Genomic DNA, 13,344 nt, shown 5'->3' with positions numbered 1-13,344 from the left:
TCAACCGAAGGAGACTGGGCATGACCCGCTTTACCGAGGCGCAATGGAAACGGCTGACGAGCTTGCTCGACGAACAGGAAGCCCGCGTGCAACGTCAACTAGCGGCGCTGGGCGAATCCGTTGTGCCGATCCAGCGTGAAGCGCCGTTCGAAAACGCGGATCTTGCCGATGAAGAGGCGGGGGACCAAACGAACGACGTCATGCTCGCCCGTTACCGAACGGAACTGGAGCAACTGAATGCTGCACGCGAGCGCATGCAGCAGCACAGCTACGGCATCTGCGTCGATTGTGGCGAAACGATTCCGTTTTTACGCCTGCAAGCCCAGCCGACAGCCATGCGCTGTCTGTCTTGCCAAACGGCGCGTGAACGCCACTGGGCATAGCCAGGCGACTCTATCCAGCAGGAGCGAGATATGAAAAGCGATCTGGGCATCAAGCAGGACGTCAACGACGAACTGCTTTGGGAACCTGCGGTGGATGCCGCAGGGATTGGTGTGGAAGTGGAGAACGGCGTGGTGACACTGACCGGCCACGTGCGCAGCTACATGGAGAAGCTTGCAGCCGAGCATGCAGCTGAGCGCGTAGGTGGCGTGCGTGGTGTCGTGCAGAAGATCGAAGTTCGCCTGCCGGGTGCACACACCGATGCGGACGTTGCTCAAGCGGCCCGTGACGCGCTTGAATGGCAGGTCAGCCTGCCGTCCAATCGCATCGAGGTATTGGTCGAGAACGGCTGGGTAACGCTCTCGGGCGAGGTCGACTGGCCATACCAGAGCGAACAGGCGGCGCATGCGGTGGGATCGTTGCGCGGTGTAGCAGGTCTGATCAATCGGTTGCGGATCAAAGCGCGCGTGGTACCGGCCAATGTGGCCGAGCAGATCGGTGCGGCGCTCAAGCGGCATGCCGCACGCGAGGCCGATCACATCCGCGTCTCCGTTCAGGGCGGGACGGTGACCCTCAGCGGCCACATCGGTTCCGCGGCGGAGCGGCGCGCTGCCAAGGGCGCGGCATGGTCCGCACCGGGCGTGACGGAAGTCATCGATCATCTCCAGATCGCGCCGTAGGGGCGGGAGTCATGCAAGAAAAAAAAACGCTGCCCGGCAGCAAATCCGGAGCAGCGTTTTTTAGTGGATTAGTGGATTAGCGGAGAACAGGCAGACCGATCAAAGCTCAGTCAGTGCTGCCTTGTCGGTCAGCTCGATGTTCTTGCCGCTCACGACGATCCAACCCTCGCGTTGAAACCTCGACAGCGCACGGCTGACCGTCTCAAGCTGCATGCCGAGGTAGCTGCCGATTTCTTCACGGGTCATGCGCAGCGTGAAGCTCGAAGGGGAATATCCGCGGTCCTGCATGCGCGTGGAAAGGTTCAGCAGGAAGGTGGCAACCCGCGCTTCTGCACTCAGCCCGGCGAGCAGCAGCATGAGCCCCGACTCGCGCACGATCTCTTCGGCCATCAATTGGTGAAGACGATGTTGCAGGGGGCGGATGTCCTGGCACAAGTCCTCAATGCAATGGAAAGGCATGGAGCAGACCGTGCTGTCTTCCAGGGCAATCGCATCGCAGGTGTGTCGATCGGCGGCAATGCCATCGAGCCCAAGCGTTTCGCCCGACAGTTGGAATCCGGTGACGTGATTTGCGCCGTTGGGGTGCGATACCACGGTTTTGAACGATCCCGACCGGATGGCATACAGGGCGTGGAAGTTGTCGCCCGCACGGAAAAGTGCTTCGCCCTTGGCGATCTTGCGCCAGGTGTGCACCATCTGGTCCAGTTGTTCGCGTTGCGCGGTTGGTACAGCGCTTGCGATGCAGGCCCAGTGCATCATGCAATTCGCGCACTGGCTGCTGGGAATCAGTGGCGTAGTCTGCCGGGCCTGCGTTGCGTCGCGCACGAGCCTGAGTTGGGGAAGCGCAGCAGGATGGCGGGTTTCAATGGGGGCAGGGGACTCTATGGTGCGCGGAATCATGGGGCGGCTCCGGAAGGCGTCTGTGGTCTTTGAACCACACATCCTCGGTGAGGCGGTGGGTATCCGGTCACTGCGTTCCATCAAGGTCCGGTGTCCGTATGCTCAGTATCGGAGGCGCCGCGTTTGCGCGAAATCAGGCAGCGCTGAGTTGGCCGTCGGGATGCGCCATGCCGGTGTCAGGATTCCCTGACACCGGCGGCAGGGTTTTCCGGGGGGCGCCTCCTTCACACGGCTAGTATCTCCAGCCTTTGGAATGGGCTATGTTGATTGCATCCCGACCTTTTGGTGGTGTTCGGTGCCGGAGCAAGACACTCAATCCTCGAAGGCAACGCACAGGCGGCTGCTGCAGTTGCAATCCACCTCAGCCGAACTGGTGGTGGGTGTGCTGGCCGTTTTGCTACTGGCCGCGGCGGTTGCGCGACTGGCGTTTGCCCTCCAGGCCGGAGATGCCGCCTTCGTTTTACTAGCCTCGGCAAGTATCGCGACGGTTGTCGCACTGGTGTTCTATTGGCTGCGGCTCCGGAAGCTGCGAGCCGCCGTCGCCCGGGATCTGTCGTACCTGGAAAAGAGCGAGGCCCGGCTGGCCGGCATCATCCGCTCGTCCATGGAAGCGATTATTTCCGTCGATGACGCCCAGCGCATCGTGTTGTTCAATCCCATGGCCGAGACACTGTTCGGGTGTTCAGCCCGCCAGGCCATCGGTCGTCCCCTGTCGGACTTTATTCCCGAGCGGTTTCGCGGTGCACACGAGGCCCACGTGCGGCGCTTCGGGGTGACGGGCGTATCGGAGCGTCAGATGGGTAAGCAGCGGCCGCTGTTTGCCCTGCATACCGACGGGCGGGAATTCCCGATCGAGGCGTCGATTTCACAGATCGAGGTGAACGGCGGCAAGCTGTTCACGGTGATGCTGCGCGACACCACGGAGCGCGTCCGCGCGGAAGCGGCCCTGCGGCGCTCCCAGGAAGAACTGCAGCATTTGTCGGACAGCATCCTGGCAACGCGTGAGGAGGAGCGGCACCGCATCGCCCGCGAGCTGCACGACGATCTGGGGCAACGCCTGAGCGCGCTCAAGATGGACATTTCGCTGCTGGCGGCGGATCTGCAGGCCGCACGGAGCGACAAGGCGCTGATCGACCAGACCCAGGCGATGCAACATGTCATTGACGAGACGATTGTTGCCGTGCGGCAGATTTCCGCGGATCTTCGCCCGCCGTTGCTTGACGAGCTGGGGCTGGTGCCCTCCATCGAATGGATGGCCAAGAATTTTCGCCAACGCTTTGGCCTGGTCGTGACTGTCCATGCTCAAGAGCTGGCAATGAACGAGCGCGCCGCCATCTCGGTCTTTCGGATCGTGCAGGAGGCGCTCAACAATGTCGTGCGCCATGCCGATGCCACACGTGTTGAGATCGCGTTCTCCCAACAAGAAGACGTGCTGGAGTTGTCCATTCAAGACAACGGGCATGGCTGGAGCGGGGCACCTCCGGCGGTGGGTGAGCGCAAGCCGCTGGGGTTGCTTGGCATTCGTGAGCGGGCCCGCTTGCTGGGCGGGCAGGCGACGATCACACACGCGCCCGGCGGTGGCTTTCGCTTGAGCGTAAGCTTTCCCACCGTTCACAAAGCCACCGAGGAGGCACGGACATGATTCGCGTGATGATCGCCGACGATCATGCCGTGATGCGCGATGGTGTGCGTCATATCCTGGAGCGCGCAGGGGATTTTGAAGTCGCATGCGAAGCTTCCGACGGTACGCAGGTCCTGCAACTGGTGCGTGACCATCAACCGCAGGTGATCGTGCTGGATCTTTCGATGCCGGGGCGCAGCGGGCTGGAGCTGCTCCGCCAGTTGCACGACGACCACCCCAGGGTGCGGGTGCTGGTGCTGACCATGCACGCAGAAGAGCAGTACGTGGCGCGTGCCTTTCGTGCGGGGGCGGCCGGCTACCTGACGAAGGAGAGCGCCGCGACCGAGCTGGTCACCGCGCTGCAGAAGGTGGCGACCGGCGGCACCTATGTCAGTCCGCCCATGGCGGAGAAACTCGCGCACAGCCTGGGCGAGCCCAGTGAGGAGGCGGCCCACACGCGCCTGTCCGACCGCGAGATGGAGGTCTATCGCCGGCTGGTGCAGGGTGAGCCCTTGACCGAAATCGCCACCAGCCTGTGCGTGAGCGCCAAGACCATCAGCACCTACAAGATGCGGTTGATGGACAAGCTGCAGCTCTCCAGCGAAGCCGCTCTTGTGCGCTACGCGATACGTCATCGCTTGTTCTCCGACGACAATACGCTCTAGCGCATTCCCCGCAGGACCCAACCCGGTCTTGCGACACGTCAAAGGCCGTCGCGCCCGAATCGCTATTGTTGATGCACATGCATCGGCCGGTCGAGATCACCCCGGGGCGCGCCCCTGTCTGCCGTGCATGGCCAAGGGGGCCATGTGCAAGCCATTCTCAAACTCGCCTACAAGCTGTTGGTCAATGACAAGGCCAAGCTGAGCGGCTTGCTGGTCGGCATCACGTTTGCGGTGTTTCTGATGATCGAGATGACGTCGCTGTTTGCGGGCGTGCTCAATCGGTCTTCGTCTGCCGTGTACAACATCGGCGCACGGATGTGGGTCATGGATCCGGCTGTCAATACCGTGGCCAATTCGATCGGCATGCCGGACTACGTTCTTGATGCGGTACGCAGCATTCACGGTGTGAAATTTGCCGTTCCACTGTATTCAGGCGGCGCACTTGTGCGCCTGAAAAGCGGAACCTATCAGCCGGTCACCGTCGTCGGCATTGACGACACCAGCCTGTTCGGCCGCCCTCGCATGCTGAGTGGCCGTATCCAGGATCTGTACGGCGACAACGCCTTCATCGTCATCCAGGACGCCGAGTTCGGGAAACTGGAAAACCCGCATATCGGCACGGAGTTCGAAGTCAATGACCATCGAGGGGTGATCGTCGGCATTGGCGAGGTGGCGACCAGCGGATTGTTTGGCGTGCCCACCCTGTACACAACGTACCGCCGGGCTGTGCAATATCTGCCCGGTACGCGCTACACGATGTCGTACATCCTGATCGAGCCCAAGTCCGAAGCCGATGTTGCAGCGATCGAACGTGCGGTAGACCGGCTCGGTTACCGCGCGCTGACCAAGGAAGAGTTCATCGGCCGCATCTCGCACTTCTATACCTACCAGACCGGGCTTGGCACCAACATCCTGCTGATGACGGTGATCAGCTTCGTGGTGGGCTTGTCGATATCGGGACAGACGTTCTACACCTTCATCCTGGAAAACCTGGAGCGCTTTGGCGCACTCAAGGCCATCGGGGCAAAGGGGCGCGAGCTGGTCACGATGATCGTTTTCCAGGCGACGTTCGTGGCGCTGGTTGGCTACGGGCTGGGCATCGGCCTATGCGCGACATCCATCGCACTGGTGCGCCTTCGCATTCCAGACTATGCAGCCATGATCACGTTCACCAACCTGATGCTTGCGCTGGCCATGGTCGTTGTGATTGCCGGCATCTCGGGGTACATCGGGGTACGCAAGGTACTGCGCATCGAACCCTTCGACATCTTCCGGGGTTGATCGTGGCCAACGTTGCCATTGCCGCGCAGGGGCTCGATAAATGGTTTGGCGAGGGCGAGGCGCGTACCTGCGCGCTCAAGCAGGTCAGTTTCGACGCCCAGTTCAACGAGATGCTGTTCATCGTCGGGCCTTCGGGCAGCGGTAAGACCACGCTGTTGAGCGTGATCTCCGGCATCCTGCGCCCGGATGGCGGCCGGGCCGTGGTGGACGGAGTCGATATCTGGAGCCTGGGTGCCGACGCGCTGGCCGATTTTCGCCTGGGCAGGATCGGCTTCGTGTTTCAGGACTATCACCTGTTCCCGCGGCTCACTACGGTCGAGAACGTCGCCATCCCGCTGATCCTGCGGCATGTCGCCTGGGACACTGCGCTCGAGCAGGCCATGCACTACCTCGATGTGGTCGGGCTGAAGAACCGTGCGCAGTTGCCGCCGGTCAAGCTCAGTGGCGGTGAACAGCAGCGCGTGGCCATTGCACGCGCCATCGTCACGCAGCCCGACATCCTCATCCTGGATGAACCCACCGCATCGCTCGATGGCGATACCGGACGCTCCATCATGCAGTTCGTAAAGACGGAAATCCTGAACGCGCACCGCTGCATCGTGATCGTGACGCACGACGCGCGCATCCTCGACATGGCCAGCCGCATCCTCGACATGGAGGACGGCAGGCTGAGCCGCATTGAACATGGAGAGGCGCGATGAAGATCCGCTGGTTGTTTGTGCTCTCTGTGATCGGCGCGCTGGCGGGGATTGGCGCGGCCATCTACTACGCACGGCAGAGGCCGCCGCTGCCGCCCGTCTTCCAACCAGCGGCCAATCCATACGCGACGGGCATCTACGCCAACGGCATCGTCGAAAGCGATCAGCCCAGCGGCGCCAACCTGAACCTGTATGCCGAGGTGTCGGGCACCGTTGCGCGCATTGCCGTGCAGGAAGGGCAGACGGTCAAGCGCGGCGATGTGCTGATCCAGATCGAGGATTCCGTGCAGCGCGCCCTGACCGCGCAGCAGCAGTCGCAAGCGGATGCCGTCGACGCCCAGTTGAACGCGCTGCTGGCCCAGCCGCGCAAGGAAACACTGGAGGTCACCCGTGCACAGGTGAGCGCAGCAGATGCCGGCCTGCGCACCGTACAGGATCAGTTGGACAAGCTTGAAGCGGCCGCCCGCCTCAATCCCAAGGCAGTCAGTCGCGATGCCATGGACAACGCCGCCAACGCGGTACGGGTGGCACACAGCAATCTTGCAGTTGCCCAGCGGCAGTACGAACTCACGCGCGCCGGCGCCTGGAGCTACGACATCCGCACGCTGCAAAAACAGCGCGATGCCTTGCAGAAGGGCGCGGCGGCAGCGGCAGAATTGCTCGAAAAATATGCCGTGCGTGCACCGGTGGATGGCGTTGTCATGTCCGTGAACACGGCAATGGGCAGCTATGTCTCGCCGCAGGGTACCTATGACGCCTACACACGGGCCAACGTGCCACTCGTCACGATGAGCACCGGCCAGAACAAGCTGGCTGTCCGTGTGTATGTGGACGAGATCCTGGTGCACCGTCTTCCGCCCGGTGCGGTACAGGCACGCATGTTTGTGCGCGGCACCGATGTCAGCGTGCCGCTGGAATTCGTGCGCGTGCAGCCGTACGTGTCGCCCAAGGTGCAGTTGTCTGACCAGCGCTCCGAACGCGTGGATGTGCGCGTGCTGCCATTGCTTTTCCGTTTCAAGCAGCCTGACAAGCTGGCTGTCTATCCAGGCCAACTGGTCGACGTTTACCTACAGGGGGCGTCGTGAAAGCGGCGGCGTGGGCGATAGGCATCGCGCTTGCGGTGTCGGGCTGCGCCGTCGGACCGGATTTTCAGGCGCCGCCGGCACCGGGCGTCGATCGCTATCTTCGTGACGGCAATCCTGCACAGAGCACCTCCGCAGATGGCGTTGCGCAGCGCTTCACGGCGGCAACCGTGCCTGCCGACTGGTGGCGCGCCCTCGGCAGTCCGGCGCTTGATCAGGCCATGGATGCCGCCATTACGGCCAACCCGAGCCTGCAGCAGGCAGAAGCCAACCTGCGCGCCGCGCAAGACCTGTTGCGAGCTGGCGCGGGCGTGTTCTACCCGCAGGTGGCGGGATCAGCCGATGTGTCGCGCCAGGCAGCGGTGCCCGCCAGGCTCGGCCAGACCGGGGCGCCAAGTCTTTTTACGCTGTGGACGCTGGGGGCATCCATCAGCTACGCGGTGGATATCTTTGGCGGCAATCGGCGTGCGGTGGAATCACTGGCGGCGCAAGCGGAGGGACAAAGGTACGCAGTGGCCGCCGCCTACCTCACCCTGACCGGCAACCTGGTGAACGCCGTGATCGCCCATGCCGCCTATCGGGCACAGATTGAAACCACGCGCAGCCTGATTGCCGTGGTGCGCGAGCAGGTAGAGATTGCACACGCGCAGGTCGAAGCCGGCGTCATGGCACATGCCAGCGAGCTGAGCCTTGCTGCGCAATTGGCGTCGCTGGAGGCATCGCTGCCACCGCTGGAGCAGAAGCGCGACCAGGCTGCACATCTGCAGGCGGTGTTGACTGGCCGATTTCCTTCCGAAGCAGACGCTGTAGACGTCGCGCTCAACGGGCTGCAACTGCCGGCGGACCTGCCCAGGCTGGTGCCCTCTGAACTGGTGCGCCAGCGGCCCGACGTTCTGGCCGCACAGGCACGCCTGCACCAGGCCAGCGCCGAGGTCGGTGTTGCAACGGCGGCGATGCTGCCCAGCTTGACCTTGAGCGCAGACTACGCCCGGATGAGCGGCCGCAGCGCCGATCTGTTTGGTGCAAAGGCCGGCGCCTGGAGCGTGGGGGCAAGCCTTGTCGCCCCGCTGTTTGAGGGCGGCACCCTGTATTTCCGCCGCTCCGCATCCCGGCAGGCTTTGCAAGCCGCCGATGCCGGCTACCGGCAGGTCGTGCTCTCTTCGTTTGAACAGGTGGCCGATGTGCTGCGGGCGCTGGAACACGATGCCGCGCAGCTTGACGCACAGTTGCGCGCGCAGACAGCCGCTAGTGCCGCACTCGAAGAGATCAACGCTGACTACCGTGCTGGTGTTAGCGGCTATCTGCAGGTGCTGAGTGCCGACCTGCAGTATCAGCAAGCCGTGCTCGGCACGCTGCAGGTGCGTGCACAGCGGCTGCAAGACACCGTGGCGCTGTTCCTTGCGCTGGGCGGCGGCTGGCGTGGCGCCGGCATTGAACCGCCGGTGGCGGGCACGCACGACAGCCGCCCAGGCAACGATGGCCGTTGAGTTGCGTCAAGGCCGGACGCACGTCCTGCGCTCTAATGGTTTGCACATCCATCCGGTTTGCTCGCAATTTCCCATGCACATCACGTCCGTGCCGTTTCCGCACTCGCCCGCCGACGATCTCTCGATGTGGTCGGCGCTTGCCTCGCAAGACGTGCTGGTGCGCCTCCAGACCCAGACGCACGGCCTGACGGAGGAGGCTGCCGCACAGCGCCTGCGTGAAAACGGCCTCAACCGCGTGGCCAATGGTCATCAAGAGGCCGTGCTGATTGAGCTGGCGCGCCGCTCGGTCAATCCGCTGAATCTGCTGCTCATCTCGCTGGCGGGCGTCTCGGCGGTGTTGGGCGATGTGCGGGCGGCGGTGCTGATTGCCGTCATGGTGGTGCTGAGCGTGGTGCTGGGCTTTCTGCAGGAGCATCGCTCGAACCGGGCGGCGGAGGCACTGCGGCGCATGGTGCATACCACGGCAACGGTACGTCGTATCGGTTCCGATGGCGCCGAAGCGAGCCAGGAAATCCCGATCGAGCAACTGGTGCCGGGCGATATCGTCCAGCTTTCGGCCGGTGACATGGTCCCGGCCGACTTGCGGCTGCTCAGTGCGAAGGATGTGTTCGTCAACCAGTCGGCACTGACTGGCGAAGCCATGCCACGGGAAAAGCATGCGGAGCCTTCCGACAGCCATCCTGCGGCAGATTTCGACCGGCCCAACCTGTGCTTCATGGGCAGCGCCGTGGTGAGCGGCTACGCCACGGCCGTTGTCTTGACCACCGGGCACCGCACCGCCTTTGGCCATGTGGCCAACCTGATTGCCGCGCAACGCGTGCAGACCAGCTTTGATCGCGGCATTACCCGATTCACGTGGCTGATGCTGACGTTGATCCTGGTGATGGCGCCCACGGTGTTTCTCATCAACGGGCTGACCAAGGGCAACTGGTTCGAGGCGCTGTTGTTTGCGGTGGCCGTGGCCGTGGGCCTCACGCCCGAGATGCTGCCGATGATCGTGACGGTCAATCTGGCCAAGGGCGCCATCGCCATGTCGCGCAAGAAAGTCATCGTCAAGCGGCTCAACGCCATCCAGAACTTTGGTGCGATGGATGTGCTGTGCACCGACAAGACGGGCACGCTCACGCAAGACCGCATCATCCTCAAGCATCACCTGGATTTGCGCGGTGAAGAATCCGACCAGGTGCTGGAGTACGCGTTTCTTAACAGCTTCTATCAGTCGGGCCTGAAGAACCTGCTGGACGTGGCTGTGCTCAAGCATGTGGAGCTGGAACAGCGCCTGGATGTGCATGCGCGGTTCCAGAAGATCGATGAGCTGCCGTTTGACTTTGAGCGCCGGCGCATGTCGGTGGTGCTGGCGCAGGACGACGGCACGCATGTGCTGATCTGCAAGGGTGCAGTGGAAGAAGTGCTGGCCGTCAGTGCGCGTTACGTGAGCGGCGACGAGGCTGGCCCGCTGGAGGCAAGCCACCTCCAAGATACGCGGCAACTGGCGGAGAACCTCAACGCCGACGGCTTCCGTGTCGTGGCGGTTGCGTACAAGGAGATGCCGCACGAGCAAAGCCAGTACGCCGTGACGGACGAGTCGGGATTGACGTTGCTGGGGTATATCGCCTTTCTTGACCCGCCACGTGATACGGCCGCACCCGCCATTGCCGCATTGAAGGCCCGCGGCGTGGCGGTCAAGATCCTGACGGGGGACAACGCCATTGTTGCGCGCAAGATCTGTCGCGAGGTCGGGATCGCCGTGGAGCCCGTGGTGCTCGGGACCGAGCTGGCCGCCATGTCGCCCGAGCAGATGGCCGAGGTGGCCGAGCGCGCATCCGTGTTCGCCAAGGTGTCGCCGGCGCAAAAGGCGGCCATTGTCGAGGCACTGCACCGCAGGGGCCACGTCGTGGGCTTCATGGGTGACGGCATTAACGACGGGCCGGCGCTCAAGGCCGCGGATGTCGGCATCTCCGTGGATAGCGCTGTCGATATTGCCAAGGAGTCCGCCGACATCATCCTGCTGGAGAAAAGCCTGGCCGTGCTGGGCGAGGGCGTGACGGAAGGGCGCAAGGTGTTCGGCAACATCGTCAAGTACATCAAGATGGGCGCCAGCTCGAACTTCGGAAACATGTTCAGCGTGCTGGGCGCCAGCCTGTTTCTGCCCTTTCTGCCAATGGCGCCCGTGCAGGTGTTGCTCAACAACCTGCTCTACGACTTTTCGCAAACCGCCATCCCGACCGACAACGTAGACGACGACTATCTCGTCAAACCACGACGATGGGAGATCGGCAGCATCTTGAAGTTCATGCTGTACATGGGGCCTGTCAGTTCGCTGTTTGATTTCGCGACCTATGCGCTGCTGCTCGGCGTCTTTCACGCGTGGGCCGATCCAGCGCTGTTCCAGTCCGGGTGGTTTGTTGAATCGCTGCTCACGCAGACACTCATCATCCATATCATCCGCACGGCCAAGGTGCCGTTCGTGCAAAGCCGGGCGAGCACCGCGCTGGTGCTGACGAGCATTGCCATTGCCTGCGTGGGTATCGCCATGCCGTTGACACCGGTCGGGGTGCTGTTCGGCTTTACGTCGCTGCCGGCAGCCTACTGGCCCTGCTTGGCAGCGATCGTCCTGGTCTACGGCTTGTGCGCCTATGTGATGAAAACCTGGTACGTGCGCAGATACGGTCTGGATTGAGCCGGGCGTGTCAGCCGGCCTGGCGCTCGGTTTGCGGGGCCACGCCCAGCGCAGCACGCACTTCGGCGTCTTCCACCTGAGGAAAATCGGCGTAATACAAGCCGACCGCGCGGAAGCCCTGCGGCGCGTAGAGGCAGACGACCTCGTCGGCCAGCGGTCGGATTTCCTCCAGGCTGTCCGGTGCCGCCACGGGAACGGCGCAGATGAGGCGTTGCGGATGGCGCTGGCGTATGGCGTGGAGTGCTGCCTTCATGGAGGCCCCGGTTGCCAGCCCATCGTCGACCACGATCACGACGCGTCCTTCTACGTCATACGGACCGCGGTTCGGGGTATAGAGCGCACGGCGCCGACGGATGACGTCCATCTGTTCGGCGCTTTCCTGTTCGAGGTATGTGGTGTCCGCGCCAATGCGGCTCGCATAGGGTGCGAAGTAAGTCCAGCCGCCTTCTTCCACTGAGCCGACAGCCAGTTCAGGGTTGAACGGTGCGCCGAGCTTGCGAACCAGCACCACATCAAGCTGACCGCCGAGTGCGTGCGCGATGAGTGCGCCCATTGGAACCGAACCCCGTGGGATGGCCAATACCAGCGGGTGCATGTCCCTGTACTTCTCCAGTGCCTGCGCGAGCATACGCGCTGCATCCAATCGATCTTTGAATCGCATGGGGCTACCTCGCGTGTCGGTGAGGTTGGGAGGTTGCACTCAGGTGGCGGACAAACCACGCCCGCGCCAGCTCGGCCACCTGTTCGAGCGCGCCTTCCTCTTCAAAAAGGTGCGTTGCGTGGGGCACGGTCTCCAGGGCTTTTTCACAGTGCATTTGGCTCAGGGCCTGCCGGTTCAGATCGAGAACGTCCAAATCGGCAGCTCCGACGATCAGCAAGGTCGGACAGGCGAGATTGCTTAGCGCACGTTGGCCAGCAAGATCGGGGCGACCGCCGCGGCTGACGACCGCTTCGATCGGGCAGGCGTCGTCCTGTTCGGCCGCCGCCAGGATCGCGGCTGCGGCGCCTGTACTGGCGCCGAAGTAGCCGAGGCGCAACCTGCGTTCGCGCGCGATGCTGCCTACCGCGTGTGTGGCTGTATGCAGACGCCGTGCCAGAAGCTCGATATCGAACCGGCACGACGCATGCGACGCTTCTTCCGCACTCAACAGATCAAAGAGCAGCGTGCCCAGGCCGGCGGCATGGAGCTGATGCGCAACGTACTGGTTGCGCGGACTGTGCCTTGAGCTTCCGCTGCCATGCGCAAAGATCACCAGGCCGGTTGCATTGCCCGGGCAGTCCAGCGTGCCTTCCAGCACTGCTTCGTCCGCCACGATATCCATGCTGAGAGAAAGCGGCTCGGGATTCATGGGAGATGTCTTCCTGAAGTGGGGTGACCGCCGGATTACACGCTCAGCGGCGGCTGGACGCTACCGGTCATCTCGCGCTCACGCTCGTTATGAACAAGCCGGGCGATGAGGCTCCATTCGGTGGCCATTGCGCCGAGCACATCGTCCAAAGACAGCACGCCCACCAGCGCACCATCGGACGTCACTCCAACACGCCGCACGCCGCATGAGAGCATCTCCTGCAACGCGTCGCTCAGGCTTGCCTCGAGCGGTACGTTGGAGATGCCCCGACTCATCACATCGGCCACACAGGTCTGCGATGGGCTCACCCCAACCGCAACCGCATCAAGCACGATGTCGCGATCCGTGACAACGCCGATCGCGCGGGGCCCGGACGGGGTGTTCTCCGTCACGACCAGTGCACCGACATGCTTCTGGCGCATCTGCTGTGCCGCCTCCTGAAGCGTGCAGGAAAGCGGAATGTGTACTGCATTGTGTGAATAGACGTCCTGAACTCGCATGATGGGCTCCTTGGCGTGTT

At 63.0% G+C, this 13,344-nt stretch carries 13 protein-coding genes; 9 read left to right on the top strand and 4 right to left on the bottom strand.

Annotated features, from left to right (window positions below; genetic code table 11):
- Window positions 1-20: 20 nt before the first annotated feature.
- Together ACTJK4_RS11040 and ACTJK4_RS11035 are read left to right on the top strand one after the other, a co-directional pair.
- Entirely contained in the window at window positions 21-383 is a 363-nt protein-coding gene (locus tag ACTJK4_RS11040) for a TraR/DksA family transcriptional regulator (protein ID WP_232039432.1), read from the top strand.
- A gap of 30 nt (window positions 384-413) precedes the next feature.
- On the top strand, window positions 414-1,061 hold the full coding sequence (locus tag ACTJK4_RS11035) for a BON domain-containing protein (RefSeq protein WP_232039433.1): 648 nt from the start codon (window positions 414-416) through the stop codon (window positions 1,059-1,061).
- Between the two features lie 99 nt (window positions 1,062-1,160).
- On the opposite strand, the gene ACTJK4_RS11030 is transcribed toward ACTJK4_RS11035, so the two are convergent.
- Complete coding sequence (locus ACTJK4_RS11030; RefSeq protein ID WP_232040257.1) at window positions 1,161-1,961, bottom strand: helix-turn-helix domain-containing protein; 801 nt, start codon at window positions 1,959-1,961, stop codon at window positions 1,161-1,163.
- A gap of 253 nt (window positions 1,962-2,214) precedes the next feature.
- Between ACTJK4_RS11030 and ACTJK4_RS11025 the strand changes: the two genes are divergently transcribed.
- The 7 genes from ACTJK4_RS11025 (at window position 2,215) to mgtA (ending at window position 11,475) form a co-directional block, all read left to right on the top strand.
- Window positions 2,215-3,603 carry a PAS domain-containing sensor histidine kinase gene (locus tag ACTJK4_RS11025; RefSeq protein ID WP_260801733.1) on the top strand — a complete coding sequence of 463 codons (1,389 nt, stop codon included), beginning with the start codon at window positions 2,215-2,217 and terminating at the stop codon, window positions 3,601-3,603.
- The gene (locus ACTJK4_RS11020) at window positions 3,600-4,247 is read left to right on the top strand and encodes a response regulator (protein WP_440817929.1); all 648 of its coding nucleotides are present in this window, start codon (window positions 3,600-3,602) and stop codon (window positions 4,245-4,247) included. Before ACTJK4_RS11025 ends, ACTJK4_RS11020 begins: the two co-directional genes overlap by 4 nt.
- 144 nt (window positions 4,248-4,391) lie before the next feature.
- Complete coding sequence (locus ACTJK4_RS11015; RefSeq protein WP_440077189.1) at window positions 4,392-5,528, top strand: ABC transporter permease; 1,137 nt, start codon at window positions 4,392-4,394, stop codon at window positions 5,526-5,528.
- Window positions 5,529-5,530: 2 nt separating this feature from the next.
- Window positions 5,531-6,229 carry an ABC transporter ATP-binding protein gene (locus tag ACTJK4_RS11010; RefSeq protein WP_373407712.1) on the top strand — a complete coding sequence of 233 codons (699 nt, stop codon included), beginning with the start codon at window positions 5,531-5,533 and terminating at the stop codon, window positions 6,227-6,229.
- Window positions 6,226-7,311: an HlyD family secretion protein gene (locus tag ACTJK4_RS11005; RefSeq protein WP_440817928.1), complete on the top strand. Its 1,086-nt coding sequence runs from the start codon at window positions 6,226-6,228 to the stop codon at window positions 7,309-7,311. Before ACTJK4_RS11010 ends, ACTJK4_RS11005 begins: the two co-directional genes overlap by 4 nt.
- Window positions 7,308-8,795: an efflux transporter outer membrane subunit gene (locus ACTJK4_RS11000; RefSeq protein ID WP_440817927.1), complete on the top strand. Its 1,488-nt coding sequence runs from the start codon at window positions 7,308-7,310 to the stop codon at window positions 8,793-8,795. The genes ACTJK4_RS11005 and ACTJK4_RS11000 overlap by 4 nt, the downstream gene beginning before the upstream one ends.
- Window positions 8,796-8,868: 73 nt before the next feature.
- Window positions 8,869-11,475 (top strand): magnesium-translocating P-type ATPase, encoded by a 2,607-nt coding sequence (gene mgtA / locus ACTJK4_RS10995; RefSeq protein WP_440817926.1) that lies wholly within the window; start codon window positions 8,869-8,871, stop codon window positions 11,473-11,475.
- Window positions 11,476-11,485: 10 nt separating this feature from the next.
- Here the strand turns inward: mgtA and ACTJK4_RS10990 are convergent, their stop codons facing one another.
- Genes ACTJK4_RS10990 through ACTJK4_RS10980 form a run of 3 tightly spaced genes read right to left on the bottom strand, consistent with a single transcriptional unit; the run spans window position 11,486 to window position 13,324 of the window.
- Window positions 11,486-12,136 carry a phosphoribosyltransferase gene (locus ACTJK4_RS10990; protein ID WP_440817925.1) on the bottom strand — a complete coding sequence of 217 codons (651 nt, stop codon included), beginning with the start codon at window positions 12,134-12,136 and terminating at the stop codon, window positions 11,486-11,488.
- Window positions 12,137-12,140: 4 nt separating this feature from the next.
- Window positions 12,141-12,824, bottom strand: a complete 684-nt coding sequence (locus ACTJK4_RS10985) for a dienelactone hydrolase family protein (protein WP_440817924.1) — start codon at window positions 12,822-12,824, stop codon at window positions 12,141-12,143.
- A 35-nt stretch (window positions 12,825-12,859) separates the two neighbouring features.
- On the bottom strand, window positions 12,860-13,324 hold the full coding sequence (locus tag ACTJK4_RS10980; protein WP_260801725.1) for a CBS domain-containing protein: 465 nt from the start codon (window positions 13,322-13,324) through the stop codon (window positions 12,860-12,862).
- Window positions 13,325-13,344 lie beyond the last annotated feature (20 nt).

The organism is Ralstonia sp. 22111 (assembly GCF_052045895.1).
Taxonomy (GTDB): domain Bacteria; phylum Pseudomonadota; class Gammaproteobacteria; order Burkholderiales; family Burkholderiaceae; genus Ralstonia; species Ralstonia wenshanensis.
Note: the sequence above shows the minus strand (reverse complement) of the source record. Positions and strands in the feature narration are given on the sequence as shown.

What these genes read in the sequence shown, in the direction of transcription:
- ACTJK4_RS11040 (WP_232039432.1), top strand. Translation starts at nt 21, where the DNA reads ATGACCCGCTTTACCGAGGCGCAATGGAAACGGCTGACGAGCTTGCTC.
- ACTJK4_RS11035 (WP_232039433.1), top strand. Translation starts at nt 414, where the DNA reads ATGAAAAGCGATCTGGGCATCAAGCAGGACGTCAACGACGAACTGCTT.
- ACTJK4_RS11030 (WP_232040257.1), bottom strand. Translation starts at nt 1,961, where the DNA reads ATGATTCCGCGCACCATAGAGTCCCCTGCCCCCATTGAAACCCGCCAT.
- ACTJK4_RS11025 (WP_260801733.1), top strand. Translation starts at nt 2,215, where the DNA reads ATGGGCTATGTTGATTGCATCCCGACCTTTTGGTGGTGTTCGGTGCCG.
- ACTJK4_RS11020 (WP_440817929.1), top strand. Translation starts at nt 3,600, where the DNA reads ATGATTCGCGTGATGATCGCCGACGATCATGCCGTGATGCGCGATGGT.
- ACTJK4_RS11005 (WP_440817928.1), top strand. Translation starts at nt 6,226, where the DNA reads ATGAAGATCCGCTGGTTGTTTGTGCTCTCTGTGATCGGCGCGCTGGCG.
- mgtA (WP_440817926.1), top strand. Translation starts at nt 8,869, where the DNA reads ATGCACATCACGTCCGTGCCGTTTCCGCACTCGCCCGCCGACGATCTC.
- ACTJK4_RS10990 (WP_440817925.1), bottom strand. Translation starts at nt 12,136, where the DNA reads ATGCGATTCAAAGATCGATTGGATGCAGCGCGTATGCTCGCGCAGGCA.
- ACTJK4_RS10985 (WP_440817924.1), bottom strand. Translation starts at nt 12,824, where the DNA reads ATGAATCCCGAGCCGCTTTCTCTCAGCATGGATATCGTGGCGGACGAA.
- ACTJK4_RS10980 (WP_260801725.1), bottom strand. Translation starts at nt 13,324, where the DNA reads ATGCGAGTTCAGGACGTCTATTCACACAATGCAGTACACATTCCGCTT.